Origin of the sequence: Stenotrophomonas sp. (genome assembly GCF_036662295.1) — a bacterium.
Classification (GTDB): domain Bacteria; phylum Pseudomonadota; class Gammaproteobacteria; order Xanthomonadales; family Xanthomonadaceae; genus Stenotrophomonas.
Genome location: NZ_JAVWXA010000054.1, coordinates 1 through 25,597 on the forward strand (window position 1 = coordinate 1; position 25,597 = coordinate 25,597).

The 25,597-nt window shown below is 68.8% G+C and carries 21 protein-coding genes; 8 read left to right on the forward strand and 13 right to left on the reverse strand.

Translation table 11 applies throughout. From position 1 onward, the window contains the following. Positions 1 to 132 precede the first annotated feature (132 nt). The 5 genes from secF to queA all read right to left on the reverse strand — a co-directional run bounded on the left by secF (position 133) and on the right by queA (position 5,828). Entirely contained in the window at positions 133 to 1,110 is a 978-nt protein-coding gene (gene secF / locus RSA25_RS11830; protein WP_332809077.1) for a protein translocase subunit SecF, read from the reverse strand. Between the two features lie 16 nt (positions 1,111 to 1,126). Next, positions 1,127 to 2,980 (reverse strand): protein translocase subunit SecD, encoded by a 1,854-nt coding sequence (secD, locus tag RSA25_RS11835; RefSeq protein WP_332809078.1) that lies wholly within the window; start codon positions 2,978 to 2,980, stop codon positions 1,127 to 1,129. 61 nt (positions 2,981 to 3,041) lie between these two features. Beyond that, complete coding sequence (gene yajC, locus RSA25_RS11840) at positions 3,042 to 3,386, reverse strand: preprotein translocase subunit YajC (protein WP_332809079.1); 345 nt, start codon at positions 3,384 to 3,386, stop codon at positions 3,042 to 3,044. 152 nt (positions 3,387 to 3,538) lie between these two features. Next, complete coding sequence (tgt, locus tag RSA25_RS11845) at positions 3,539 to 4,669, reverse strand: tRNA guanosine(34) transglycosylase Tgt (RefSeq protein ID WP_332809080.1); 1,131 nt, start codon at positions 4,667 to 4,669, stop codon at positions 3,539 to 3,541. Between the two features lie 91 nt (positions 4,670 to 4,760). Further along, positions 4,761 to 5,828, reverse strand: a complete 1,068-nt coding sequence (gene queA, locus RSA25_RS11850) for a tRNA preQ1(34) S-adenosylmethionine ribosyltransferase-isomerase QueA (protein WP_332809081.1) — start codon at positions 5,826 to 5,828, stop codon at positions 4,761 to 4,763. Positions 5,829 to 6,040: 212 nt separating this feature from the next. On the opposite strand from queA, the gene RSA25_RS11855 reads away from it, so the two are divergent. Continuing rightward, positions 6,041 to 7,537 (forward strand): aminotransferase class III-fold pyridoxal phosphate-dependent enzyme, encoded by a 1,497-nt coding sequence (locus RSA25_RS11855; protein WP_332809082.1) that lies wholly within the window; start codon positions 6,041 to 6,043, stop codon positions 7,535 to 7,537. 158 nt (positions 7,538 to 7,695) lie between these two features. After that, positions 7,696 to 8,289 carry a TIGR00730 family Rossman fold protein gene (locus RSA25_RS11860; protein WP_332809083.1) on the forward strand — a complete coding sequence of 198 codons (594 nt, stop codon included), beginning with the start codon at positions 7,696 to 7,698 and terminating at the stop codon, positions 8,287 to 8,289. 43 nt (positions 8,290 to 8,332) lie between these two features. Here RSA25_RS11860 and RSA25_RS11865 read toward each other — a convergent pair whose 3' ends face one another. Continuing rightward, positions 8,333 to 11,212, reverse strand: coding sequence for an EAL domain-containing protein (locus RSA25_RS11865; RefSeq protein ID WP_332809084.1), 2,880 nt, complete (start codon positions 11,210 to 11,212; stop codon positions 8,333 to 8,335). A 242-nt stretch (positions 11,213 to 11,454) separates the two neighbouring features. Here RSA25_RS11865 and RSA25_RS11870 point away from each other — a divergent pair, with 242 nt between their 5' ends. From RSA25_RS11870 to RSA25_RS11890, 5 genes are all read left to right on the forward strand, one after another. Beyond that, positions 11,455 to 11,973: an RNA polymerase sigma factor gene (locus RSA25_RS11870; protein WP_332809085.1), complete on the forward strand. Its 519-nt coding sequence runs from the start codon at positions 11,455 to 11,457 to the stop codon at positions 11,971 to 11,973. After that, positions 11,970 to 12,965 (forward strand): hypothetical protein, encoded by a 996-nt coding sequence (locus RSA25_RS11875; protein WP_332809086.1) that lies wholly within the window; start codon positions 11,970 to 11,972, stop codon positions 12,963 to 12,965. The genes RSA25_RS11870 and RSA25_RS11875 overlap by 4 nt, the downstream gene beginning before the upstream one ends. A 42-nt stretch (positions 12,966 to 13,007) precedes the next feature. After that, positions 13,008 to 13,616: a YigZ family protein gene (locus tag RSA25_RS11880; protein ID WP_332809087.1), complete on the forward strand. Its 609-nt coding sequence runs from the start codon at positions 13,008 to 13,010 to the stop codon at positions 13,614 to 13,616. After that, positions 13,609 to 15,375 (forward strand): ABC transporter transmembrane domain-containing protein, encoded by a 1,767-nt coding sequence (locus tag RSA25_RS11885; protein WP_332809088.1) that lies wholly within the window; start codon positions 13,609 to 13,611, stop codon positions 15,373 to 15,375. Before RSA25_RS11880 ends, RSA25_RS11885 begins: the two co-directional genes overlap by 8 nt. 68 nt (positions 15,376 to 15,443) lie before the next feature. After that, the gene (locus RSA25_RS11890; RefSeq protein ID WP_332809089.1) at positions 15,444 to 15,638 is read left to right on the forward strand and encodes a hypothetical protein; all 195 of its coding nucleotides are present in this window, start codon (positions 15,444 to 15,446) and stop codon (positions 15,636 to 15,638) included. Between the two features lie 167 nt (positions 15,639 to 15,805). Here RSA25_RS11890 and RSA25_RS11895 read toward each other — a convergent pair whose 3' ends face one another. The 6 genes from RSA25_RS11895 to hrcA form a co-directional block, all read right to left on the reverse strand. Beyond that, a complete protein-coding gene (locus RSA25_RS11895; protein WP_332809090.1) occupies positions 15,806 to 16,924 on the reverse strand; it encodes a prephenate dehydrogenase in 1,119 nt (372 codons plus the stop codon). Further along, complete coding sequence (gene pdxY / locus RSA25_RS11900) at positions 16,921 to 17,829, reverse strand: pyridoxal kinase (RefSeq protein ID WP_332809091.1); 909 nt, start codon at positions 17,827 to 17,829, stop codon at positions 16,921 to 16,923. The genes RSA25_RS11895 and pdxY overlap by 4 nt, the downstream gene beginning before the upstream one ends. Before the next feature lie 389 nt (positions 17,830 to 18,218). Beyond that, positions 18,219 to 19,349, reverse strand: a complete 1,131-nt coding sequence (gene dnaJ / locus RSA25_RS11905; RefSeq protein WP_332809092.1) for a molecular chaperone DnaJ — start codon at positions 19,347 to 19,349, stop codon at positions 18,219 to 18,221. Positions 19,350 to 19,513: 164 nt separating this feature from the next. Beyond that, complete coding sequence (gene dnaK, locus RSA25_RS11910; RefSeq protein ID WP_332809093.1) at positions 19,514 to 21,442, reverse strand: molecular chaperone DnaK; 1,929 nt, start codon at positions 21,440 to 21,442, stop codon at positions 19,514 to 19,516. Between the two features lie 142 nt (positions 21,443 to 21,584). After that, positions 21,585 to 22,100: a nucleotide exchange factor GrpE gene (gene grpE / locus RSA25_RS11915; RefSeq protein ID WP_332809094.1), complete on the reverse strand. Its 516-nt coding sequence runs from the start codon at positions 22,098 to 22,100 to the stop codon at positions 21,585 to 21,587. Positions 22,101 to 22,184: 84 nt separating this feature from the next. After that, positions 22,185 to 23,252 carry a heat-inducible transcriptional repressor HrcA gene (hrcA, locus tag RSA25_RS11920; protein ID WP_332809095.1) on the reverse strand — a complete coding sequence of 356 codons (1,068 nt, stop codon included), beginning with the start codon at positions 23,250 to 23,252 and terminating at the stop codon, positions 22,185 to 22,187. Positions 23,253 to 23,363: 111 nt separating this feature from the next. On the opposite strand from hrcA, the gene recN reads away from it, so the two are divergent. Beyond that, positions 23,364 to 25,025 (forward strand): DNA repair protein RecN, encoded by a 1,662-nt coding sequence (gene recN / locus RSA25_RS11925; RefSeq protein ID WP_332809096.1) that lies wholly within the window; start codon positions 23,364 to 23,366, stop codon positions 25,023 to 25,025. A gap of 174 nt (positions 25,026 to 25,199) precedes the next feature. On the opposite strand, the gene fur is transcribed toward recN, so the two are convergent. Continuing rightward, the coding region (gene fur / locus RSA25_RS11930) for a ferric iron uptake transcriptional regulator (protein ID WP_332809097.1) at positions 25,200 to 25,597 on the reverse strand (398 nt) is incomplete at its 5' end.

Consider the following 25,597-nt stretch of genomic DNA (forward strand, 5'->3'; position numbering starts at 1 on the left):
GCCCGTACCCGCCCCAAGCGACAAGGCATGCACGCGCGTGCTTCAGCAAAGCCTTAACCCCGCAGATGGGCGAAGAACCAAAGAAAAGCCGCGCAGGGCGCGGCTTTTCAGGTGCTGCATGCAGCCGGTGGCTTACGGACGACGCTCGAGCGCCTCGATGTCCTTGGCCTTGGGCAGCAGGTCCTGCTTGGTCACGCGCAGCGCACCGATGGTCAGCATCGGCACGGCTACCAGGATCGAGGACAGCACCACGATCACCGCGCCCACCATGTGGGTTTCGGCCAGGCCTTCCATCGAGGTGCCGCCGTACAGATACAGCGCCAGGGCCGACAGGAAGAACATCACCGCGGTGATCACCGTACGCGACAGCGTCTGGTTGATCGAGCGGTTCAGCACTTCCAGCGGTTCCACGCGCAGGCTGCGGAAGTTTTCGCGGACACGGTCGAACACCACGATGATGTCGTTGATCGCAAAGCCCATCACCGACAGCAGACCGGCCAGCACGGTCAGGTCGAACTCGCGGCCGATGGCCGAGATGTACGCCACCGTGACCAGCAGGTCGAACAGCGCCACGATGCTGGCGGTGATCGCGAACTTCCATTCGAAGCGGAACGCGATGTAGATCAGGAAGCCCACCAGCATGAACAGCGTGGCGTACAGGCCGTTCATCGCCAGGTCCTTGCCGACCTGCGGGCCCACGAACTCGTTGCGCTGGATCGTGGCCTTGTTGTCGCCCAGCGAGATGGCCTTCACCACCGCTGCGGCGGTCTGCTGGTCACTGGCCGAGTTGCCCGTGCCGGGTGCGTGTTCGCCCTGCGGGGCCAGGCGGATCAGCAGGTCGGTGTTGCCACCGAAACTCTGCACCTGGGCGCCTTCAAAGCCGTTCGCCTCGAGCCGGGCGCGGACGTCTTCGACGTCCACCTGGCGCTCGAAACGGGCCTCGATCAACGTACCACCGGTGAAGTCCAGGGCGTAGTTGAAGCCCTTGGTGGCAATCAGCGCGATCGAACCGATGAACAGCAGCAGGGTGACCACCATGGCGGCATGACGCCAACGCATGAAGTCGATCTTGGTGTCGTTCGGGAGGATATGCAGCGGAAACAGTTTCATTGTGCGTGTCGTCCCGTCAGATGGCCACGTTCTGGAGCTTCTTGCGACGACCGTAGATCAGCGTCGCCAGGGCGCGCGACACGGTGATCGCCGTGAACATCGAAGCGAAAATACCGATGATCATGGTCAGCGCGAAGCCCTTCAGCGGGCCGGTACCGAATGCGTACAGCGCCACGCCGACGATCAGGCCGGTCAGGTTGGCGTCGAGGATGGTGCCGCTGGCACGGTCGTAACCGGTCACGATCGCGGTCTTGCCCGGCATGCCGGCCCGCAGCTCTTCACGGATACGCTCGTTGATCAGCACGTTGGCGTCCACCGACAGGCCCACCGACAACGCCAGGCCGGCAAAGCCCGGCAGGGTCATGGTGGCACCGAACATGGACATCACCGCCACCACGATCAGCAGGTTGAACAGCATCGCCAGCGAGGTGATCACGCCGAACATGCGGTAGTACACGCTGAAGAACACCAGGGTGAACAGGAACGCGTAGACCACCGCGGTGATACCGTTCTTGACGTTCTCCGCACCCAGGCTCGGGCCGACCACGCGCTCTTCCACGAAATCCATCGGCGCAGCCAGCGAGCCGGACTTCAGCAGCTTGGCCAGGTCTTCGGCTTCCTTCTTCTCCAGGCCGGTGGTCTGGAAGTTCTTGCCGAACACGCCGTTGATGTTGGCGACCGAGATCACCTCTTCCTTGATCCGGAAGCTGCGCACTTCCTTGCCATCGACCATGTTCACCGTCGGGATCCGCTCGGTGTAGACCACGGCCATCGGCTTGTTCACGTTGGCGCTGGTGAAGTCGAACATGCGCTGGCCGCCGACGTTGTTCAGCGTCACGCTGACCGCCGCGGCGCCGTTCTGGTCGGTGGTGGCCTGGGCGGCGACCATCTGGTCACCGGTGACGATCACGCGCTTGTTGAGCAGCACCGGGCCGCCGCTGTCACGGCGCTGGTAGACCTTGGCTTCCGGCGGGATGCGGCCACTGGTGATGGCGTCCTGCGCGTTGCCTTCGACCACGGCGCGGTATTCCAGCGTGGCGGTCGCACCGATCATGCGCTTGGCTTCGGCGGTGTCCTGCACGCCCGGCAGCTGCACGACCACGCGGTCGGCACCCTGGCGCTGGATGATCGGCTCGGCCACGCCCAGCTGGTTGACGCGGTTGCGCAGGGTGTTGATGTTCTGCTCGATCGCGCCGTTGGCGATCTGGCTCAGCTCGGCCTCGGGCACCTTGACCGCGATGCGGTTGTCGTTGACCTCATAGCCCAGCGTGGGCTGCGCCTTGGCCATGACCTCGCGCGCACGGCTCACCGCATCGGCGCCGGCGGACGGGCTGATGGTGGCCACAATGCTGTTGTCCGGGCGACGCTCGACCGACTGGTAGGCGATGCGGGCATCGCGCAGGCTGGTGCGCACGTCTTCGGCGTAAGCATCCAGGCGCTTGTCCAGCGCCGCCTTCTGGTCGACCTGCAGCACGAAGTGCACGCCGCCCTGGAGGTCCAGGCCGAGCACCATCGGGCGACCGCCCAGCTTGGCCAGCCATTCCGGCACGGTGGAGGCCAGGTTCAGGGCCACCACGTAGTTTTCCCCGACGCTGTCGCGCAACGTGTCGCTGGCGGCGGCCTGCGCCTTCAGGTCGGCCAGGCGGACGATCAGGCTGTCGCCTTCCTTCTCCGCGCCAAGGGTGCTGACCCCGGCCTTCTTGAGGTCGGCCAGCACCCGCTCGCGCAGGGCGTCGTCGATCTGCCCGCCACGGTTGGCGGTGATCTGGACGGCCGGGTCCTTCTGGTAAATGTTGGGCAGCGCATAGAGCGTGCTGAGGGCCAGCACGATCAGGATGACGAGGTACTTCCAGCGTGGAAATTCGAGCATTGCTTGGGTCCCGCGCGGCGCCCATCCCGGCGCCGCGGTTGTACTTCGGAAAAGGGGTGGCTCAGTTGGCCGACTTCAGCGTGCCGGTGGGCAGCACGTTGCCGACGGCGCCCTTCTGCACGCGGATCTGCACGTTGTCGGCCACTTCGATGGTGATGAAGTTGTCGCCGATGCCCTTGACCACGCCGGCGATGCCGCCGTTGGTCAGCACTTCGTCGCCGACCTTGATCTTCTCCAGCATGGCCTTGTGTTCCTTCTGGCGCTTCATCTGCGGGCGGATCATCAGGAAGTACATGATCGCGATCAGGATGATCGGGAACAGCAAGGTGGTCAGACCCATGCCCTGCGGCTGGCCACCAGCGGCTTGGGCGTGGGCGGCGGGAATCAGGAAGGCGAGCAGGTTCATTTGGTGTCCTTGGGTTGGGAGGCGCCCCGCCCAGGTGGGCCGGGGAGTCGCCGCGAAACGGGGGTCAGCCTCGAAGTATGCCATGGCCCCGGGAGTTCGTCCTTGGGCCGTTTGGCAGGGTGTTGCCGCCGGCCCGGGGGCCGGTGGCGCCCTTACAGGGCTGGGGTGGCCACGCCACGGGCCGCGTAGAAGGACTCGCGGAAGGCGCCGAAGGTTCCCGTCTCGATCGCCGCGCGCATGTCGGCCATCAGCTTTTCGTAGTAATAGAGGTTGTGGAGGGTGCCCAGCATGGGCGCCAGCATTTCGTTGCAGCGGTCCAGGTGGCGCAGGTAGGAGCGGGTGTAGCCGCTGGTGCAGGCATGGCAGCCGCAGCCCGGCTCGATGGTGTCCATATCGCGCTCGTAGCGGGCGTTGCGGATGCGGACGGTGCCGAAGGAGGTGAAATAGTGGCCATTGCGCGCGTTGCGGGTGGGCATCACGCAATCGAACATGTCCACGCCCCGGGCCACGCCCTCCACCAGGTCTTCCGGGCGGCCCACGCCCATCAGGTAGCGCGGGCGGTCGGCCGGCAGGATCGGGTGCATGTGCTCGAGCATGGCATTGCGCTCGTGCTCGGGCTCGCCCACGGCCAGCCCGCCGATGGCATAGCCGTCGAAGCCGATCTGCTGCAGGCCCTCGGCCGAGCGGCTGCGCAGGTCGTGGTGGACCCCGCCCTGGACGATGCCGAACAGCGCCGCGTCGTTGCCCAGCGCGTCGTGCGCGTCGCGGCTGCGGCGGGCCCAGCGCAGGCTGAGCTCCATCGAGGTGCGCGCCACCGGCTCGGTGGCCGGGTACGGGGTGCACTCGTCGAAGATCATCACCACGTCCGAATCAAGCACCTTCTGGATGTTCATGCTCTCTTCCGGGCCCAGGAACACCCGCGCGCCGTCGGTCGGCGAGGCGAAGGTGACGCCCTGCTCGGTGATCTTGCGCCGGTGCGCCAGCGAGAACACCTGGAAGCCGCCGGAGTCGGTCAGGATCGGGCCGTCCCAGCGCGCGAAGCCATGCAGGCCGCCGTGGTCGGCGATCACGTCCAGGCCCGGCCGCAGGTACAGGTGGAAGGTGTTGCCCAGGATGATTTCCGCACCCAGCGCCCGGACCTGCTCGGGCAGGATGCCCTTGACCGTGCCATAGGTGCCCACCGGCATGAAGGCCGGGGTTTCCACGGTGCCGCGCGGGAAGGTCAGGCGGCCGCGACGGGCGCGCCCGTCGGTGGTTTGGAGCTGGAACTGGAGTCGGGACATGGAGCGCGATTCGGGCAAATAATTGCGCATTGTCGCCGAAAACCGAGGGCAATGCCCTGCCCCGCCCCAGTCCCCGGCAGCGCCGGCCCCGTCACGCCCCCTGCGGGAACAGCAGCATCGCATCGCCGTAGCTGAAGAACCGGTAGCGCTCGGCGATGGCCGCCCGGTAGGCCTCGAACACCCGCGCCTGGCCGGCAAAGGCCGAAATCATCATCAGCAGCGTGCTTTCGGGCAGGTGGAAGTTGGTCACCATTGCATCCACGCTGCGGATCCGGTAGCCGGGGGTGATGAAGATCTGGGTCTCCCCGGAAAAGGGCAGCAGCTCGCCGTCGCGCATGGCGCTTTCCAGCGCGCGCACCACCGTGGTCCCCACCCCGATCACCCGGCCGCCAGCCGCGCGGGTGCGCCGCACCTGCTGGACCAGCTCGGCGCCCACGTTCAGCCACTCGCGGTGCATCACATGGTCGGTCAGGTCATCCACCCGCACCGGCTGGAAGGTGCCCGCGCCCACGTGCAGGGTGACGTGGCCGAAGCCCACGCCCCGGGCCGCCAGGGCCGCCAGCAGCGCTTCGTCGAAATGCAGCCCGGCGGTGGGGGCGGCCACCGCGCCCACTTCGCGGGCGAACACGGTCTGGTAGCGCTCGCGGTCGTCCACGCCGGGCTCGCGCTGGATGTAGGGCGGCAGCGGCAGGCGCCCGGCATGCAGCAACCACTGTTCCAGGGCCTCGGGCACGTGGAAGTGCAGCACGTAGAACTCGCCATCGCGCCCCAGCACCTCGGCCTCGCCGCCGGCATCCAGCGCGATCCGGCTGCCGGGCTTGGGCGACTTGCTGGCGCCCACCTGGGCCCGGGCCTGCTGCGCGCCGAGCAGGCGCTCGATCAGGATCTCGACCCGGCCGCCGCTGGCCTTCTGCCCGAACAGGCGCGCCGGGATCACCCGGGTATCGTTGAACACCAGCAGGGCGCCGGGATTGCGCAGCTCCGGCCGGGCGCGCAGGTGGCGGTGGTCGACCGCGGCCGGGGCCGGCGGGACCAGCATCAGGCGGCTGGCCGAGCGCTCGGCCAGGGGCGCCTGGGCGATCAGCTCGGGCGGCAGTTCATAGTTGAAATCGGACTTTTTCAAGGGAGCGCACGGCAACGTGTAGGCAATGTCGGCCATTGTACGACTGGCCCTCGGTGGCAATGCGCGATTGAGCGAACGTCGCGCAAAATGCTGCTATGCAACAGTTTTCGGCGGGGTTATCGCGCGAAATGCCGCGTGCTAGCATCGGGATGGAAGTCAGATGCACGAGCAGGAATTCCCGGAGCGCGCGCGAATAGACGCGCGCTTTGCATTTCCGCCGTGCCGCCATTCGTGTCAGGAGATCTGCAATGAGCTTCATCGAACGTCTTGCCCCCCTTCGCGCCCAGCCCGGCACCCGCCTCACCGCCGGTCTGGATGACGCCAGCCTGGAACGCCTGGCCGCCGGCCACCCGCACCTGGTCGATGCGATCGACGCCGCCGCCGCCGAGTTCGAGCGCGTGCGCGCCGACCTGGGCCCGCTGCTGGCGCTGGACGAGCGCGACCAGATCGATGCGATGCAGGATGGCTTCGTCAATTTCTATGCCGACGATGCGGTCACCCCGTATGTCGCCCTCGCCGCCCGTGGCGCGTGGGTGGTCACCCTGAAGGGTGCGGTGCTCTATGACGCCGGCGGCTACGGCATGCTCGGCTTCGGCCACACCCCCGATGCGGTGATGGCCGCGATGGCCGCGCCGCAGGTGATGGCCAACGTGATGACGCCCAGCCTGTCCCAGCAGCGCTTCATCCAGGCGCTGCGCAAGGAGATCGGGCACCGTCGTGGCGGCTGCCCGTTCGCCCGCTTCATGTGCCTGAACTCCGGCTCCGAAGCGGTCGGCCTGGCCGCGCGCATCGCCGACGTCAACGCCAAGCTGCAGACCGATCCGGGCGCCCGCCATGCCGGCGCCAGCATCAAGCGGGTGGTGATCAAGGGCAGCTTCCACGGCCGTACCGACCGTCCGGGCCTGTACTCCGATTCCAGCCGCAAGACCTACATGCAGCACCTGGCCAGCTACCGCGGGGAAGACAGCTTGATCGCGCTGCCGCCCTACGACGAAGAGGCGCTCAAGCGCGTGTTCGCCGAGGCCGAGCAGAACCAGTGGTTCATCGAAGCGGTGTTCCTGGAGCCGGTGATGGGCGAAGGCGACCCGGGCCGTTCGGTGCCGCCGGCGTTCTATGCCCTGGCGCGCGAACTGACCCGCCAGCACGGCAGCCTGCTGCTGATCGACTCGATCCAGGCCGGCCTGCGCGCGCACGGCGTGCTGTCCCTGGTGGATTACCCCGGCTTCGAAGGCCTGGACGCGCCGGACATGGAGACCTACTCCAAGGCGCTCAATGCCGCCCAGTTCCCGCTGTCGGTGCTGGCCGTGACCGAACATGCCGCCCAGCTGTACCGCAAGGGCATCTACGGCAACACGATGACCTCCAACCCGCGCGCGCTGGACGTGGCCTGCGCCACGCTGTCGCTGCTGACCCCGCAGGTGCGCGAGAACGTCCGCGCGCGCGGCGCCGACGCGGTGCGCAAGCTGGAGCAGCTCAAGGCCGAGCTGGGCGGGCTGATCACCAAGGTGCAGGGCACCGGCCTGCTGTTCTCCTGCGAACTGGCCCCGCAGTTCAAGTGCTACGGCGCCGGTTCCACCGAGGAATGGCTGCGCAACCACGGCATCAACGTGATCCATGGCGGCGAGAACTCGCTGCGCTTCACCCCGCATTTCGGCATGGACGGCGAGGAACTGGACCTGCTGGTCGCCCTGGTGGGCCGCGCCCTGAAGGAAGGCCCGCGCCGGGAGCAGTCGCAGGCGGCCTGACGCGGCCGGGGCGGGGCTGGATTGGCCTCCCCGCCCGGAACGCGCGATAATCCTCGCCCGCATTCGCGGAACGACACCTCGTCAGGCGACCGGAACATGGGTCACCGGCGGGGCGTTTTCGTTTCCGCCGCCCCGCTTTCTGAATACAGGAAGGTCCGATGAAGTCGATTTGTGTTTACTGTGGCTCCAACCCCGGCAGCAAGCCGATCTATACCGAACGCGCCATCGCCCTGGGCGACCGCATCGCCCGTGAGGGCCTGCGCCTGGTCTACGGCGGCGGCAACGTCGGCTTGATGGGCACGGTGGCCAATGCCGTGCTGGAAGGCGGCGGCGAAGTGACCGGGGTGATCCCGCAGCAGCTGGCCGACTGGGAGGTGGCCCACCGCGGGCTGACCGAGCTGGAAATCGTCGGGTCGATGCACGAGCGCAAGTCGCGCATGTTCGAACGCTCCGATGCGTTCGTGGCCCTGCCCGGCGGCTTCGGCACCATGGAAGAGATCTTCGAGATGCTCACCTGGCGCCAGCTCGGCATCGGCAACAAGCCCTGCGCGTTCCTGGACGTGGATGGCTTCTATGCCCCGCTGATCGGGATGATCGACCGCATGGTCGACGAACGCTTCCTGCACCCCGAGCAGCGCGCCGACCTCTGGTACGGCTCGGACATCGACGCCATGCTGGCGTGGATGCGCGCGTATGAGCCGGCGCAGGCGTCCAAGTGGATCGATGAGAAGCGTCGCGCCGCGTTGATGTGATCGCGTGAGGCGGTGATCGGGGGTTGCCGGCCCGCGGCGGGCATTACCCGGCGAAGGTTTCCATCGGCGCCGGGCGGCCCAGCAGGTAGCCCTGGCCGTAGTCGCAGCCCAGCTGCAGCAGGGTCTGGCGTTGGGCATCATTCTCGATGCCCTCGCCCACCGTCTCGATGCCCAGCGTGCGTGCCAGGGACAGTACGCCCTGCACCAGGGCGTAGGTGCTCTGCATGTCCTGCCCGTGCAGGCCGGCGATGAAGCTCTGGTCGATCTTCAAGGTGGAGATCGGGAAGCGGTGCAGGTAGGACAGCGCCGAGAAGCCGGTGCCGAAATCATCCAGCTGCACCAGCACGCCGCGCTCGCGCAGCGTCTGCAGGATGCGCAGCGTGCGCGGGCCATCGTCCAGCAGCGCCACTTCGGTGATCTCCAGCCGCAGGCGGCGCGGATCGGCGCCGGCCGCTTCGATCAGGCCGAACAGGCGTGCGCTGAAATCGGGCGAGCGGAAATGCCGCGGCGACACGTTGACCGACAGGTAGCCCTCACCACCCTGGGCCAGCTGCCCGATCACGTCCTCATACAGCAGCCAGTCCACCTGCTCGATCAGGCCGCTTTCCTCGCCCAGGTCGAGGAAGGCGCTGGGCAACAGCAGGCCGCGGCGCTCGTGCTGCCAGCGCAGCAGCGCCTCATAGCCGACCACCGCGCCATCGCCCAGGCGGACGATCGGCTGGTAATAAGGCAGGAAATCGCGGTTGATGATCGCCCGGCGCAGGTCCGCTTCCAGGTCCAGGCTGCGCAGCGCTTCCTCGCGCATGGCCTCGTCGAACACCGCGCAGCGGTCCTTGCCCTGTGCCTTGGCGCGGTACATCGCCGCATCGGCATCGCGCACCAGCTCCTCACCGTTGCGGTAGCGCGGGTTCCACATCGCGATGCCCAGGCTGCCGGACGGGAACAGCTCCCGGCCCTGCACCCACATCGATTCCTCCAGCGCCACCAGCATGCGCTGGGAGAAGTCGCGCGCCGTCTCCAGGCCGTGTTCGCACTGCAGCAGGATCGCGAACTCGTCCCCGCCCAGTCGGGCCACCACGTCGCCGCTGCCGATCATCGACACGATCCGCTTGGCCACCTCGACCAGCATCTGGTCGCCGGCGGCATGGCCGATGCTGTCGTTGACCAGCTTGAAGCGATCCAGGTCCAGGAACAGCACCGCAAAGCGCGGGCCGTCGGGCAGGCGCGCGCGCCCGATCGCATCCTCCAGCCGGTCCAGCAGGTGCAGGCGGTTGGGCAACCCGGTCAGCGCATCGTGCATGGCCTGGTGGGTGAGCCGCTGTTCGGCGCGCAGGCGCTCGCCGATCTGGCCGAGCAGCTTGTCGTTGACCTCGGCCAGCTCGCGGGTGCGCTCCTCCACGCGTTTTTCCAGCTCGGCGTGGGCATTGCGCAGGCGTTCCTGGTCGCGCTGGCGGGCCAGGCCATTGCCGATGTTCTGCGCCACGAAGGTGAGCAGCCGCTGGTCGTGCGCGGTGAAGCTCACTTCCGGCGAGTAGCTCTGCACCACGATCACGCCCACCACGTCGTCATCGCTGAGCAGCGGCACGCCCAGCCAGCAATGCGAGCGCGCGCCGAACTCGCGCACCCGGCCGGCGGCGCGCAGCGCATCGATGTGCTCGCGCGAGGCGAGCAGCGGCTGGCGGTTGCGCACGATGAATTCGGTCAGCCCCTTGCTGAAGGGCCGCGGCGCGCGCGCGGCGTTGTATTCGTCCACCGAGTACACGAAATCCAGGCCGTCGCCGTTTTCGTTGACCAGGGCGATGTAGAAATTGCGCGCGTCCAGCAGCGTGCCGACCACCCCGTGCACCTGCACGTAGAACTGGGCCAGGCTCTCGGCGCTCATCGCCATCTCGGCGATGTTGAACAGCGCCAGCTGCAGCTTCTCCGCGCGGCGGCGCTCGACCACTTCATCCTGCAGGCTGCGGTTGGCGCGCTGCAGTTCCAGCGTGCGCCGCTCCACCTGGCGCTCCAGCTGCACCTGCGCCTGGCGCCGGTCCATCGCGGTCAGGATGTGCTGGGCCACGTAGCCCAGCAGGGTGCGGTCGGCTTCGTTGTAGCGCACGCGCTGCTCGTAGCTCTGCACCACGATGGCGCCGCACACCCGCCCCTCGCGCAGCATCGGCACGCCCATCCAGTCCAGGCTTTCCGGGCCGGTGACCGGGTCGTACTCGTCGTTCATCGCCGCCAGCAGCTCGTTGGACGGCCCGCTCAGCGGCTGGCCGTGGCGCAGCAGCGCGAAGGTCAGGCTGCGCGGCATCTCGTGTTCTTCGTAGCTGCGGTCCGGATCGGCCTCGAAGGTGTCGCGCTGGTCGGCGAAATACAGGAACCGCACGCGCCGACGCACGTCGTCGTACTCGACGATGTAGCAGTTCTGCGCATACATCAGCGAGTTCAGCACGCGGTGGAAATGCCGCAGCATCTCGGTCATTTCCAGGTCCGCGCCGGCCAGGTCGGCGATCTCGTACAGCGCCTGCTGCAGGCGCTTGGAGGTCTCCAGCGAGGTGATCTGCTCGCGCTGGCGGGCCAGTGCCAGCGCCGACTCCAAACTCAGCCGCGCGATGGCCCACCAGCCCGGGTCGGGGGCGCTGCCGTCGGCGTCCAGCGCGCGCACGGCCAGCTCGCTGCCCTGGTGCTGCCAACGGCGCAGCGCCGCCTGCGCGCCAACCGGCCCGCCCAGCAGCGCATCCAGCAAGCCGGCGGTGCCCTGCGCCGGCGCCGGATGGGCCAGGCAGCCTTCGCCCAGCCCCGCGTCCGACCACGCCAGCGCCACCTGCGCGCCCTCGGGCAGCAACGCGCACAGCGCCTGCGCCAGCGCAGCGGAAACCGCTGCGTCACGATCAGGATGCCCCACGGACGTCACCATCTGGCTGGACAACATGTTCATCTCTTCTGGCACCGGATGCCCGGCACCTCCCCTGTGCCCTGAGCATAACGCGCCCACCGGGGGGCAATGGAAGCCCGCGACCCCGTTCAGCGCCCCCGGACGTTGAAGGAGGTGTCCTTCCTCCGTGCCCCGCCATGCCCGCCGCCGCCGCGCCGCCACGCCCATCCCGCTATACGGAACGCTGCCCAGCGCTTACGCTGTGCGGCGTGGATGCCGCCGCCCTGCCAACCGACGAATCACTGATGCTGGCCTGGGCCGGCGGCGAGCTGCGCGCCTTCGAAACCCTCTATGCCCGCCACCGCGGCCGCCTGTACAGCTTCCTGCTGCGGCAGCTGCGCGATGCCGCGCTGGCCGATGAAATGTTCCAGGACGTCTGGCAGCGCGTGATTGCCGCCCGTGCCGGCTGGCAGCCCGAGGCCGCCTTCACCATCTGGCTGTTCCGGATTGCCCACAATCGGCTCAATGATCATTGGCGCGCATCCCGGCACCGCCCCCCTGCCCCGGGCGACGCCGAGGAGCGGGTGGCGCGGATGAGCGATACGCGCACGCCGGAGACCCAGCTGTCCGAGTTCGAACAGCGCCGCCACCTGCAGCTGGCGATGGAGCAGCTGCCCGATGAGCAGCGCGAGGTACTGCAGTTGCGGCTGGAGCAGGAGCTGAGCCTGGAAGAGATCGCCCAGATCACCGGGGTGGGCCGGGAGACCGTCAAATCCCGGTTGCGCTATGCGATGGACAAACTCCGCGCGGGGTTGGCCGAATGAACCCGTCCGATCCGCTGACCCCCGAAGAACGCGAACTGTCGCGCCTGCTCGGTCGGGCTACCCCGGTCGCGCCGCCGTCGGCGGTGGATGCGGCGGTGCTGGCCGCCGCACGCGCGGCCGTGCAGCCGGCAGCGGCCGCCGTGCCGGTGGACGTCGTGCCGCCAGCGCAGGCCGCCCCGCCGCGGCGTCCGCGCTCGCGGCTGCCGGCAGCGCTGGGGCTGGCGGCCTCGGTCGTGTTCGCCGTGGGCATCGCCTGGCAGCTCAAGCCCGATGCGCCCGCGGTGCCCATGGCGGCCGAAAGCGCGCCGATGCCGGAGGCAGCGCCTGCGGCGGCACCAAACGTACCCAACGCCTCGATCGCACCGGTCGCACCGGTCGCACCGGTCGCGCCACCGCCGGCAGCGGCGGCCCGCGCCGCAGCCGCCCCGGCCGAGGCCGACCACGCGCAGGTGGCAGCCGCCGCCAAGGCGATGACGGAGAACGCGCCGTCCCCGCCGAAGGCGGCACCCGCCCCTTCAATGGCACCGGCGCCAATGCGCGAACCGGTCCTGCACAGCCCCGCGCCCGCTGCCGTGGCCGCGTTGCCCGCGCCGCCCCCCGCCCCGGCGGCGCCGATGCAGGCTCCGGCACCGGCCGAGGCACGCGAGGACGCCGCCGCCGCCACGCTGGATCGGGTGACCACCACCGGTGCGAGCACGGCGTACCGCGCCAACCGCAGCGCAGCACCGATGGCGGCCGAGTCGGCACGCGGCGCGCCGGGCGTGATGCGGCGCGCGGCGCCGTCGGCCGCCGCCGGTGGCCTCTCCGCCTCGGCGGTGGAGGCGGCCGTGGAGGCCGATGCGTTGTTGCCGCGCAAGCAATGGCTCAAGCGCATCCGCGAGCGTCGCGATGCCGGTGACCTGGACACGGCCCGCGCGAGCCTGGAACGCTATCTGCAGCAGTATCCGGAAGCCCGCGTGCCGCGCGACGTGCGCCAGCTGCTGGACAACTGAGCGGCGTGTGACGACCCACGGTCGTCACCTACAATGGCGGCAATGCCCGATACGCTCGCCACCGTCGTCAGCCACAGCCTGGAGATCAAGCACAGCCGCTTCATCGCCCACGCCGCGCCGATCGACACGCCGGCAGCCGCGCTGGCCTTCCTCCAGCAGGTCGCCGTGCCCGAGGCCACCCACAACTGCTGGGCCTACCGCCACGGCAGCGAGTACCGCTCCAGTGACGATGGCGAACCGGCCGGCACCGCCGGTCGCCCGATCCTGGCCGCGATCGATGGCCAGGGCTTTGACCGGGTGATGGTGGTGGTGATCCGCTGGTATGGCGGCATCAAGCTGGGCGCCGGTGGCCTGGTCCGCGCCTACGGCGGCACGGCCGCCGAGTGCCTGCGCATCGCCCCGCGGCAGCCGCTGGTGGCCTTGGCCGCGTTGCAGGTGCAGGCCGGTTTCGACGACCTCGGCGCCCTGCATGCGGCGCTGGCGGCGCACGGGGCTGAAAAGCTGGACGAAACCTTCACCGCGAACGGGGTGGACCTGACCCTGCGGTTGCCGGCCGACCAGGCCGATGCATTGAAAACCCGCCTGCGCGACGCCACCCGTGATCGTATCCGCATCGAAACATGCCCCGAACCAGGCCCCCTGAATGACTGAGACATCTCCCCCGCCGACGTCGCCGGCCCACCGGCTCGGCAGCCTGGGCACGCTGTGGCCGTTCGTGCGGCGCCATACCGGCCTGTTCGTGGCCTGGCTGGTTGCCCTGGCGCTGTCCTCGGTGGCCACGCTGAGCCTGCCGCCGGCGGTCAAGCAGATGATCGACCACGGCTTCAACGACAGCGGCCAGATCAACCGCGCCTTCGCGCTGCTGTTCCTGGTGGCCGTGCTGCTGGCGCTGGCCACGGCGGCGCGGTTCTTCTTCGTCTCGCTGCTGGGCGAAAAAGTGGTGGCCGACCTGCGCAGCCGCCTGTATGCCCACCTGATCGCGCTCGGCGCCGGCTTCCACGACCGCAGCCGCAGCGGCGAGCTGGTCTCGCGCCTGACCGCCGACAGCGAGCTGCTGCGCAGCGTGATCGGCTCCACCATGTCGGTGGCCCTGCGCAGCAGCGTCACCGTGGTGGGCAGCCTGGTCATGCTGTTTGTGACCAGCCCGCGCCTGGCCGCGTGGTCACTGGTGGGCATCCCGCTGGCGGTGCTGCCCATCATCATCGGCGCGCGCCGCCTGCGTGGCATCTCGCGCGCCAGCCAGGACCGCATCGCCGATGCCAACAGCCTGGCAGCCGAAACGTTGGGCGCAGTGCGCACCGTGCAGGCGCATGCGCGCGAGCCGTATGAGCGCGGCCGCTTCAACGCCGCGCTGGGCGAGTCGATCCGCGCCGCGCGGCGCCGCATCGGCGCCCAGTCGCTGGTGACCGCCACCGCCATCGTGCTGGTGTTCGGCGCGATCGTGGGCGTGCTGTGGCTGGGCGCGCATGACGTCATCGACGGTCGGATGACCGCCGGCACGCTGGGGCAGTTCGTGCTGTATGCCTTGATCGGCGGCGGCTCGGTGGGCGCGCTGGCCGAGGTCTGGAACGAGCTGCAACGCGCCTCCGGCGGCATGGGCCGGATCGCCGAGCTGCTGCAGGAAGACATCGAGATCACCACCCCGGCCGATCCGCTGCCGCTGCCCACGCCGCTGCGTGGCGAGATCCGGTTCGAGTCGGTGCTGTTCCACTACCCGCAGCGCCCGGACACCGCCGCGCTGGACCAGTTCGACCTGCACGTGCGCCCGGGCGAGACCGTCGCGCTGGTCGGTCCGTCCGGTGCCGGCAAGAGCACGGTGCTGTCGATGCTGCTGCGCTTCCACGATCCGGCCGCCGGCCGCATCCTGGTGGACGGCGTGGACGTGCGCCGGGTCGATCCGGCCCAGCTGCGCGCGCAGATGGCGCTGGTGCCGCAGCAGCCCACGCTGTTTGCCAGCACCGCGCTGGACAACATCCGTTACGGGCGCCTGGAAGCCACCGACGAGGAGGTGCAGCGCGCCGCCGAAGCGGCGGAGGCCGATGAGTTCCTGCAGGCGCTGCCGGAGGGCTACCTGAGCGAGCTGGGCGAGCGCGGCGCGCGCCTGTCCGGCGGCCAGCAGCAGCGCATCGCCATCGCCCGCGCACTGCTCAAGGATGCGCCGATCCTGCTGCTGGACGAAGCCACCAGCGCGCTGGACGCACAGAGCGAACGGGCCGTGCAGCAGGCGCTGGAACGCCTCATGGCCGGGCGCACCACGCTGGTGATCGCCCATCGCCTGGCCACCGTGCTCAAGGCCGACCGGATCGTGGTGATGGACCACGGCCGCATCATCGCCCAAGGCACCCACGCCGAGCTGCTGGCCGAAGGCGGCCTGTATGCGGAGCTGGCTCGCCTGCAGTTCATCGAGTGACGACGCACCGATAACGTGGGTCGGTGCATCGTGCAGCGGTGCCCGACCCGTGCTGCAGGAGGTGTTCCATGTCGTTTCGACAGTTCCCCGCCACCGATGCCAATGGCGAAAGCTACGTGATCATCGAGTTCAAGCAGGAGCCGCAGGACCCGGCCGCGGCCGACGATGCCACGGCGCGGTATGAGCTGGCCGATGGCCGCCACCTGGTCCGCGAGGGGCGCCAGTTCCGCACCGCCGGCGGCGAGCTGACCCTGGTCACCTGACCCCCGCCAGATCGCGCGCGAGGTCAAGCAAAATAGTTTGCGAAAGGCTGGTCATTTTCTGACCAGCCTTCTTGACAGCCTTTACAGGCAAGGGCTGCGCGCGGTTATCCACATGTTTGTGCGCCACTCATCCACACCCCCTGTGGATGAATGCTTCACTGCAGCAGTCAGCGCGGCAGTACCCGTCCGATGCCGGAGCCATCGATGTCGACCGCCGCGCGCTGCAGTGCTGCCGCGTCGCTGCCGGCCACGAAACCGACCCGGAAATGCACCTCGCCCGACGGCGTGCGCGAGGAGTGGATCGAGGCCAGGCTGATGCCGTGCCGCTCGAACACATGCAACAGTTCGCGCAGCGAGCCGGGCCGGTCTTCGGGAAGATGCACGCTGATCGCGTTGCGCTCGGTCAAGTCAGCCAGCAGGTAGCCCACCCGCTCGAAGGTGTAATTGCCCTCGGCCAGCACCGCCTGGCCCTGGCTGTCGCGGTTGTCGAGCAACAGCTGTTGGCGGAAGGCCGCGCGTGCGGCGTCATCGCCGTGCCCCACCTGCGCGCGCAACTGCTGCAGGTGCGCCAGCAGGCGGTCGAGCATCGGTGCCACGTGCGGGTTGCCGAACTGGATGTCTTCGTAGATCGCCGGGTTCATCGACAGGATGCGCGCGATGATCGCCGTGTCCAGTTCGAAGGAGGCCGACCGGTACGGCATCAGCGCCGGCAACGCGCCCAGCATTGGCGCGTACTCGCGCAGTACACCGGCCTGCGCCAGGTGGGTGGCATGCACCATCGCCTGCACCAGCGCCATCACCTGGTCGTGGTGCTCGGGCGTGGCGCGCACGCACTCGGCCTCCAGCGCGGCACAGAGCTGGTCCACCCAGGGCTGCCAGCGCGACAGGCGCGCCTGGCAGACCACCATCACCCGCCCTTTCAGCGTGGGCGCCTTGGGCGGGGCCGTCATCGGGTGCAGGCCCACCACGTCCGCCTGCGAGGCGAGCATGGCCGCCACCGGCGCACTCTTCACCGAGGTCACGTCCAGCCACAGGCGCCCGGCTTCGCGCCCGGCCGAGCGCGCGACGTACTCGGCGATCAGGGCCGGGGTGTGCCGGATCGGTGCGGAGAACACCAGCACGTCGGCGCGCTGCAGCAGTACCTCCGGGTCGTCCGAATGCGGGTCGGCCGGATCATGGCCGATCACCTCCAGCCCCATGCGTTGCTGCAGGAACCCGCGCAGCCAGCGCCCGTAGGCGCCGGCACTGCCGACGATGCCCACCACCACCACCGGCGCTGCGCTCACGCCAGGCGCTCGGGGACGAAGCGGTGCGGCAAGGCGAGCGCGGCCGGGGCAGCGGCCAGCACGTCGAACTCTTCGTGGCCATTGGCCAGGGTGGTTTCCAGTGCCACGTGCACGCCGGCGATCGCGCGCGAGATGGCCTGTTCGAACGACTCGCCGCGCAGCAGGAAGGCCACCAGCAGCGACATCAGCACGTCGCCGGTGCCGGCCACGTCCACCGGCAGGTGCGGGGAGGACCAGCGCCAGATCGCCTCGCGGCTCACCGCCAGCGTGACCAGCTGGCCGGGGGCGCCGCCCACGCTGTGGGCCAGCACCCACTGCGGGCCACGCACCAGCAGCGCCTGCGCGGCGGCGATGGCATCGTCTTCCGCCAGGCTGGGCATGCCGGTCAGACGGCCCAGTTCGAAGGCATTGGGCGTCACCAGCCAGGCGTGCGGCAGCAGGCGTTCGGCAAAAATGGTTTCCAGCCCGGGTTCCACGTAGGGGCCGGTGTGGGTGTCGCCGATCACCGGGTCCAGGCAGTAGCGCAGCTGCGGCGAGGCCGGCAGCACCTGGTCCAGCCAGTCGGCGAAGGCGGCACCGTTGCCCACGCTGCCGAAGTAACCGGACACCAGCATGCGGGCGCGCTGCGGCAGGCCGCGCTCGCTCGCGCCCAGCAGCAGCTCGGCGAACCAGTCCGCCGGCAGCACGCAACCGCGCGTGGTCGGATAGAACGGCGCATTGCTGAGCAGCGTGGTGGGCACTTCGGCCACGCGCACACCGAGCGCGCGCAGCGGCGGCACGGCGGCGCTGTTGCCGGCATAGCCATACACCAGCTGCGACTGTACCGAGATGACGTCGACCGGCGACGGACCGTCCGGGCGCTGGCGGCGGCCGTGGACCAGGTGGCTTTCGAGGGTATCGTTCATCCGCGCATTTTACGCCCCCTTCCGCCACGGTAGAGCCACCCCATGGGTGGCTGCGCGCCGTGCCCGAACAGGTAGAGCCACCCCATGGGTGGCTGCACGCGATGCCGGAACAGGTAGAGCCACCCCATGGGTGGCTGCACGCGATGCCGGATCGGGTAGAGCCACCCCATGGGTGGCTGCGCGTGTTGACGGAACGAAAAACAGCCACCCATGGGGTGGCTCTTCCTACGGTGCCCGAACGAAAGGCAGCCACCCATGGGGTGGCTCTACCTACGGTGCCGGAACGAAAGGCAGCCACCCATGGGGTGGCTCTACCCCTCCGGAACGGTGCGCAAAAAAGGCCCGCTGTTGCCAGCGGGCCTTGGGTGCATCGCAGGAACCGGCCTCGCTTACGAAGTCATCCGGTCCCAGAAACCCTTCACGCCATCGATGAACGTGGCCGACTTCGGCGAGTGCTTGCGCGCTTCTTCGCCGGTGAAGGTGGTTTCGAACTGCTCCAGCAGCTTGCGCTGCTCCGGCGTCAGGTTGACCGGGGTCTCCACCACCACGCGGCAGTAAAGATCGCCCTCGCCACGGCTGCGCACCGAACGCACGCCCTTGCCACGCAGGCGGAACAGCTTGCCGGTCTGCGTCTCGGCCGGAATGCGAATCTCCGCATAGCCGCCCAGCGTCGCCACGCGCACCGTATCGCCCAGTGCCGCCTGCGAGATCCGGATCGGCACCTCGCAGTGCAGGTCATCGCCGTCGCGCTGGAAGATCGCGTGCTCGCGCACCCGCACTTCCACGTACAGATCACCCGGCGGCGTGCCGGCCGGGCCGGCCTCGCCTTCGCCGGACAGACGGATACGGTCGCCGGTGTCCACGCCCGCAGGCACCTTCACCGACAGCACCTTGTCTTCTTCCACGCGGCCATTGCCGTGGCAGGTCTTGCACGGCGTCTGGATGATCTTGCCGCGCCCGTTGCAGTTGTGGCACGCCTGCTGCATCGCGAAGATGCCGCGCTGGATGCGCACCTGGCCATGCCCATGGCACACGCTGCAGGTATCCACCTTGCCGTCTTCCGAGCCACTGCCATGGCAGTCGTCGCACTCGGCCAACGTCGGAATCTCGATGCGGCGCTCCACGCCCATCACCGCTTCTTCCAGGTCCAGCTCCATCACGTAGCCCACATCGGCGCCACGACGGGCCTGGCGCTGGCCACCGCCGGCGGCACCGCCGAAGATGTTGCCGAAGATGTCACCGAAGATGTCGCCCATGTCCGGGCCGCCGGCACCACCGCCACCGCCCATGCCGTGCTCGAACGCGGCATGGCCGTGCGCGTCGTACATGCGCCGCTTGTTGGCATCGGACAGCGTTTCGTAGGCTTCCTTGCACTCCTTGAAGGAGGCTTCGGCCGCCGCGTCGCCGGGGTTGCGGTCCGGGTGGTACTTCATCGCGCAGCGGCGATAGGACTTCTTCAGTTCTTCTTCGCTGGCCGTGCGGGAGACGCCCAGCACTTCGTAGTAATCGCGCTTGCTCATGGTGTTGAATCGGGTTCCGGAAGTCGGGATTCGTCAAAGCGGAAGAGCGGAACCAGGTCCGCTCTTGCGCCGGGGCGCCCCGACAAACCGTGTGACGGCTGCCAGGACCCTGGGGAAACGACGACGGGACGCTGCCTGCGCAACGTCCCGCGTCATGGTCCGGATCAGGACTTCTTGTCGTCCTTGACTTCGGTGAACTCGGCGTCGACCACATCGTCGTGCGCGCCGTTGTTGGCACCGGCGTCGGCACCCGGGGCGGCACCGCCCTGCTCGGCCGCCGCCGAGGCAGCGAACAGCGCCTGGCCGGCTTCTTCCAGCACCTTCGACTTGGCTTCGATCTGCGCCTTGTCGTCGCCCTTCATCGCCGTTTCCAGGTCGGCCAGGGCCGACTCCACCTTGCCGATCACATCACCGCCAACCTTGCTGCCGTGCTCGGTGATCGCGGTACGGGTACCGTGGATCAGCGCGTCGGCCTGGTTGCGGGCCTGGACCAGCTCGTGGAACTTCTTGTCTTCTTCGCGGTTGGCCTCGGCATCGGCCACCATGCGCGCGATCTCGTCCTCGGACAGGCCCGAACCGGCCTTGATCTCGACCTTCTGTTCCTTGTTGGTCTTCTTGTCCTTGGCCGACACGTGCAGGATGCCGTTGGCGTCGATGTCGAAGGACACTTCCACCTGCGGCATGCCGCGCGGGGCCGGCTCGATGCCGGACAGGTCGAACTTGGCCAGCGACTTGTTGAAGCGGGCCTGCTCGCGCTCACCCTGCAGCACGTGCACGGTCACGGCCGACTGGTTGTCCTCGGCGGTGGAGAACACCTGCGAGGCCTTGGTCGGGATGGTGGTGTTCTTCTCGATGATCTTGGTGAACACACCGCCCATGGTTTCGATGCCCAGCGACAGCGGGGTCACGTCCAGCAGCAGCACGTCCTTGACGTCGCCGCCCAGCACGCCGCCCTGGATCGCCGCACCCAGTGCCACGGCTTCGTCCGGGTTGACGTCCTTGCGCGGTTCCTTGCCGAAGAACTCGGTGACGGCCTGCTGCACCTTCGGCATGCGGGTCTGGCCGCCGACCAGGATCACTTCGCTGATGTCGCTCGAGCGCAGCCCGGCGTCGTTCAACGCCACGCGGCACGGCTCGATCGACTTCTTGATCAGCTCTTCCACCAGCGCTTCCAGCTTGGCGCGGGTCAGCTTGATGTTCAGGTGCTTCGGGCCGGAGGCATCGGCGGTGACGTACGGCAGGTTCACTTCGGTCTGCTGGGCGCTGGACAGCTCGATCTTGGCGCGCTCGGCCGCATCCTTCAGGCGCTGCAGGGCCAGCGGATCCTTGCGCAGGTCGATGCCCTGGTCCTTGTTGAACTCGTCCACCAGGTATTCGATGACGCGGTTGTCGAAGTCTTCGCCGCCCAGGAAGGTGTCGCCGTTGGTGGCCAGCACTTCGAACTGCTTCTCACCGTCGACGTTGGCGATCTCGATCACCGACACGTCGAAGGTGCCGCCGCCCAGGTCGTACACCACGATCTTGCGATCCTTGTTGTCGCCCTTGTCCAGGCCATAGGCCAGCGCCGCGGCGGTCGGCTCGTTGATGATGCGCTTGACGTCCAGGCCGGCGATGCGACCGGCATCCTTGGTGGCCTGGCGCTGGCTGTCGTTGAAGTAGGCCGGCACGGTGATCACCGCCTCGGTGACCGTCTCGCCCAGGAAGGCTTCGGCGGTCTTCTTCATCTTCTCCAGCACGCGGGCGGAGATTTCCTGCGGCGCCATCTTCCTGGCATCGCTGGTCTGCACCCAGGCATCGCCGTTGTCGTGGGCCAGGATGCCGTATGGCACGTGCGCGATGTCCTTCTGGACTTCAGCGTCGGTGAACTTGCGGCCGATCAGGCGCTTGACGGCGTAGAAGGTGTTCTTCGGGTTGGTGACGGCCTGGCGCTTGGCCGAGGCACCCACCAGCACTTCGCCGTCCTTGGTGTAGGCGACGATGGACGGCGTGGTGCGGTCACCCTCGGCGTTTTCGATGACGCGGGCCTTGCCGCCGTCCATGATCGCCACGCACGAGTTGGTGGTGCCGAGGTCGATACCAATGATCTTGCCCATGAGGGAGACTCCTGAAAGTTCTGGGAACATCCGGCCAGTGCCGGGTTATGAATGGGATGTGTGGGACGCCGGGAGGACTTTCAAGCCATCCATCAAACACAGCGTCCGATGCCACCCGAACGCGTTCAGCGTCCGGTCGAGATCAATCGCGGGCCACCACGACCAGGGCCGGGCGCAGCAGGCGATCGTTGAGCAGGTAGCCCTTCTGGAACACCTGGACCACGCTGCCCGGGGCCGCGCCGGGGGCGTCGGCCTGGCTGATGGCCTGGTGGTGGTCCGGGTTGAAGGCCTGGCCGGTCGGGTCCAGCAGGGTCAGGCCGTTGTCGGCGGCCACCTTGAGCAGCTGCTTGTAGGTCAGCTCCAGGCCCTCGCGCAGCGGGCTGGGCTCGGCACCGGCGCTGTTCAGGCCGGCGTCCAGGCTGTCGAACACCGGCAGCAGTTCGCCCAGCAGCTTCTCGTTGGCGAAGCGGCGGGCCTGTTCGACGTCACGGGCCACGCGCTTGCGCTGGTTGTCCAGGTCGGCGCGCTCGCGCAGCGACTCGGCGCGCAGCAGGGCAACTTCGTTGTGCAGGCTGTCCAGCTGCTGCTGCAGGGACGGCTCGGCCGCCGGTTCACCGGCGGGATGCTGGGATGCGATATCGGGCTGATCTTGGTTCATTTCCGGATCCTTGGCGGTGACTCTCCGCCTCCACCCACCCCTATGTGGGCGCGGGGTCGGGATTCAAGAGTCCGGCGACGGGTTTTAGGCGCGATCGCGGGACAATCCACCGCCGGCCGGGTCGGCCAGGGCCGCGCCCAGCACCTGGGCGGTGGCTTCCACCAGCGGGATCATGCGGTCGTAGGCCATCCGCTTGGGGCCGATCACCCCCAGCACGCCCAGCACCTGGCCCCCGGCCGAGTACGGCGCGGTCACCAGCGACACCCCTTCCAGCGGCATCACCCCGGTCTCCTCGCCGATGAAGATGCGCACGCCCGGGGCCTGGATGGTGCGTTCGAGCAGCTGCAGGATCTCGCGCTTGCTGGCGAACACGTCGAACAGCTCGCGCAGCCGCTCCAGGTCGGACAGGTCCTGCACGCCCATTAGCCGGGTCGCCCCGGCCAGCACCATGTCATCAGCCGGGGGCACCAGGGCCTGTTCGGCCAGCTCGATGCCGTGGGCCAGCAGCTGTTCCATCTCCGACTGGGCATCGCGCAGCTCCAGCAGCAGGCGCTGGCGGATCTCGGCCAGCGGCCGGCCGGCGCAGTTGGCATTGAGATAGTTGGCCACCTGCTCCAGCTCGCCGGCGCCGAAGCTGCGCCGCGGCTCGATCACCCGGTTCTGCACTTCATTGTCGGCAAACACCAGGATCGCCAGCACCCGGCCGGCGTCCAGCGCCACGAAATCGATATGCCGGAAGGCGAACTGCTCCCGGCGCGGGGCACTGACCACGCCCACGAAATGGCTCATCGCCGAGAGCAGCTCCGAGGCGCTGCCCAGCAGGGCCTGGGTGCCGTTGCCGGTGGCCAGTTCGGTACGCAGCCGGCTCAGCTCGCCCTCGCCGGGCGGCTGCATCTTGACCAGGCTGTCCACGAACACCCGGTAGCCGTGCGCGGTGGGCACCCGCCCGGCCGAGGTATGCGGCGAACTGAGCAGCCCCAGGTCCTCCAGGTCGCCAAGGATGTTGCGGATGGTGGCCGGGCTGACATCCAGCCCGGCCAGCCGCGCCAGCGTCTGCGAGCCCACCGGCTCGCCGTCCTGGATATGGCGCGCGATCAGCGTCCGCAGCAGATGGCGGGCGCGGGGCGCAAGGTGTGACGCAGAGGGGTGCATGGAATCAGCCTGTGAGACGCATCCTTAGATAATGGCTGCGGGGATCGAAGGCAAGTCATTGGAGCCTTCCCCGGCACATGCTAGTTTTGCGCGGCTACCGAACAGACCACCATGCTCAGACATCTATCGATCAAGGATTTTGCCGTCGTCCGTGCCACCGAACTCGAATTCGGGCCGGGCATGACCGTGGTTTCCGGCGAGACCGGCGCCGGCAAGTCGCTGATGGTCGACGCCCTCGGCTTCCTCTCCGGCCTGCGCGCGGACAGCGGCGTGGTCCGCCATGGCGCCGCCCGCGCCGAGCTGTCGGCCGAGTTCGCGCCCGGCCAGGACGCCCCGGCGCGCCGCTGGCTGCGCGAAAACGAGCTGGACGACGAGGACCAGTGCCAGTTGCGCCGGATCATCCGCGCCGACGGCGGCTCGCGTGCCTGGATCAACGGCCGTCCGGTCACCCTGACCCAGCTCACCGAGCTGGCCGCCACCCTGGTGGAGATCCATGGCCAGCACGAGCAGCAGGCGCTGCTGGCGCGCCCTTCCCAGCTGGCCCTGCTGGACGCCTTCGCCCGCAACGAGGCCGAGCGCGGCCAGGTGCGCCAGGCCGCCGCGCGCTGGCAGGCGCTGGTGGACGAGGCCGAGGCGCTGTCGCGCCAGGGCGATGTGAGCGACCGGATCGGCTACCTGGAACACCAGCTGGGCGAACTGCAGCGCGAAGACCTGGAACCGGCCTCGATCGCCCAGCTGGGCAGCAACCACCGCCGCCAGGCCCATGCCAGTGCCCTGATCGCCGCCTGCGACGTGGCCGCCGCGCGCCTCAATGGCGATGAAGAGACCTCGGCGCTGCAGCTGTTGCAGCAGGCCCGCCACGACCTCTCGCGGGTGGCCGAACACGACCCGCGCCTGGGCGAGGTGGATGCGCTGCTGGACAGCGCCGCCATCCAGCTGGACGAAGCGCTGGCCCTGCTGGACCGGGTCCATGACGACCTGGATGCCGACCCCGAGCAGTTCGAGGACATCGAGCGCCGGCTGGGCCGCCTGCACGACCTGGCGCGCAAGCACCGGGTGCCGATGGAGGCCCTGGGCGAGCATCGCGACGCCATGGAGGCCGAGGTCGAGCAGCTGCGCGGCGCCGACGTGCGGCTGCAGGCGCTGGCCGGCCAGATCGAACGCGCCGCCGGCGAGTGGAAGGCCGTGGCCGAGGTGCTCAGCGCCAGCCGCCGGCAGGCCGCCAAGGCCCTGTCGGACACCACCACCACCCTGATCGGCGAGCTGGGCATGGGCGGCGGCCAGTTCCTGATCGAGATCGAGCCGCAGGCCGTGGCCAAGCCGGACCCGAACGGGGCCGAGCGCGTGGAGTTCCTGGTCGCCGCCAACGCCGGCCAGCCCCCACGGGCGTTGCGCAAGGTGGCCTCCGGCGGCGAACTGTCGCGCATCTCGCTGGCCATCGAAGTGGCCGCGTTGGGCCTGGACGCAGTGCCGACCATGGTCTTTGACGAAGTGGATTCGGGCATCGGCGGCGCCGTGGCCGACATCGTCGGGCACAAGCTGCGCGCCCTGGGCGAGAAGCGCCAGGTGCTGTGCGTCACCCACCTGCCGCAGGTGGCCTCCAAGGGCCATGCCCACTACCGGGTCAGCAAGGCCCCGGTGGACGGCATGACCCAGAGCGCGGTGGAGAAGCTGGACCCCAAGGCCCGCGAAGAGGAGCTGGCGCGCATGCTCGGCGGCGTGGAAGTGAGCAAGGAAGCCCGCGCCGCCGCGCGCAAGCTGCTGCAGGTGTGAGGCCGCGTGCCGGCCCACGGTCGGCCCCGACCGCGGCGGCCGCGGGTAGTGCCGGCCGCAGGCCGGCTCCCCATACCCCCACCCCCCCCCGAAAAACAAAAACCCGGGCCATCGCCCGGGGTTCGGTCACACGCCATCCTGCCAAGGCAGACGGGAAACCCCGCCGCCAGGCCGTTACCGACGCTTCTTGCGCACGTAAAGCACCAGCGAATGCTCTTCCAACTCGTAGCCGTGATCGGCGGCGATCTTGCGCTGCAGCTCCTCGATCTCGTGGCTTTCGAACTCGATGATCTTGGCGGTATCCACGTCCACCATGTGGTCGTGGTGGCCGCCCCGGTCCAGCTCGTAGACGGCCTGGCCGCCTTCGAAGTTGTGCTTCAGCACCAGGCCGGCGGCCTCGAACTGTGTCAGCACACGGTAAACCGTGGCCAGGCCGATTTCATCCCCGTGCTCCAGCAGCTGGCGGTAGATGTCTTCGGCGGTCATGTGGTGCTGGGCGGTGCGCTGCTCGAGCAGTGCCAGGATCCGCATCCGCGGATGGGTCACCTTCAGGCCGACTTTACGCAGGTCGT

Excerpts from the sequence above, each read along its gene's own strand:
- secF (WP_332809077.1), bottom strand. The coding sequence starts at position 1,110 with ATGAAACTGTTTCCGCTGCATATCCTCCCGAACGACACCAAGATCGAC.
- secD (WP_332809078.1), bottom strand. The coding sequence starts at position 2,980 with ATGCTCGAATTTCCACGCTGGAAGTACCTCGTCATCCTGATCGTGCTG.
- yajC (WP_332809079.1), bottom strand. The coding sequence starts at position 3,386 with ATGAACCTGCTCGCCTTCCTGATTCCCGCCGCCCACGCCCAAGCCGCT.
- tgt (WP_332809080.1), bottom strand. The coding sequence starts at position 4,669 with ATGTCCCGACTCCAGTTCCAGCTCCAAACCACCGACGGGCGCGCCCGT.
- queA (WP_332809081.1), bottom strand. The coding sequence starts at position 5,828 with ATGGCCGACATTGCCTACACGTTGCCGTGCGCTCCCTTGAAAAAGTCC.
- RSA25_RS11855 (WP_332809082.1), top strand. The coding sequence starts at position 6,041 with ATGAGCTTCATCGAACGTCTTGCCCCCCTTCGCGCCCAGCCCGGCACC.
- RSA25_RS11860 (WP_332809083.1), top strand. The coding sequence starts at position 7,696 with ATGAAGTCGATTTGTGTTTACTGTGGCTCCAACCCCGGCAGCAAGCCG.
- RSA25_RS11865 (WP_332809084.1), bottom strand. The coding sequence starts at position 11,212 with ATGAACATGTTGTCCAGCCAGATGGTGACGTCCGTGGGGCATCCTGAT.
- RSA25_RS11870 (WP_332809085.1), top strand. The coding sequence starts at position 11,455 with ATGCTGGCCTGGGCCGGCGGCGAGCTGCGCGCCTTCGAAACCCTCTAT.
- RSA25_RS11875 (WP_332809086.1), top strand. The coding sequence starts at position 11,970 with ATGAACCCGTCCGATCCGCTGACCCCCGAAGAACGCGAACTGTCGCGC.
- RSA25_RS11880 (WP_332809087.1), top strand. The coding sequence starts at position 13,008 with ATGCCCGATACGCTCGCCACCGTCGTCAGCCACAGCCTGGAGATCAAG.
- RSA25_RS11885 (WP_332809088.1), top strand. The coding sequence starts at position 13,609 with ATGACTGAGACATCTCCCCCGCCGACGTCGCCGGCCCACCGGCTCGGC.
- RSA25_RS11890 (WP_332809089.1), top strand. The coding sequence starts at position 15,444 with ATGTCGTTTCGACAGTTCCCCGCCACCGATGCCAATGGCGAAAGCTAC.
- pdxY (WP_332809091.1), bottom strand. The coding sequence starts at position 17,829 with ATGAACGATACCCTCGAAAGCCACCTGGTCCACGGCCGCCGCCAGCGC.
- dnaJ (WP_332809092.1), bottom strand. The coding sequence starts at position 19,349 with ATGAGCAAGCGCGATTACTACGAAGTGCTGGGCGTCTCCCGCACGGCC.
- dnaK (WP_332809093.1), bottom strand. The coding sequence starts at position 21,442 with ATGGGCAAGATCATTGGTATCGACCTCGGCACCACCAACTCGTGCGTG.
- grpE (WP_332809094.1), bottom strand. The coding sequence starts at position 22,100 with ATGAACCAAGATCAGCCCGATATCGCATCCCAGCATCCCGCCGGTGAA.
- hrcA (WP_332809095.1), bottom strand. The coding sequence starts at position 23,252 with ATGCACCCCTCTGCGTCACACCTTGCGCCCCGCGCCCGCCATCTGCTG.
- recN (WP_332809096.1), top strand. The coding sequence starts at position 23,364 with ATGCTCAGACATCTATCGATCAAGGATTTTGCCGTCGTCCGTGCCACC.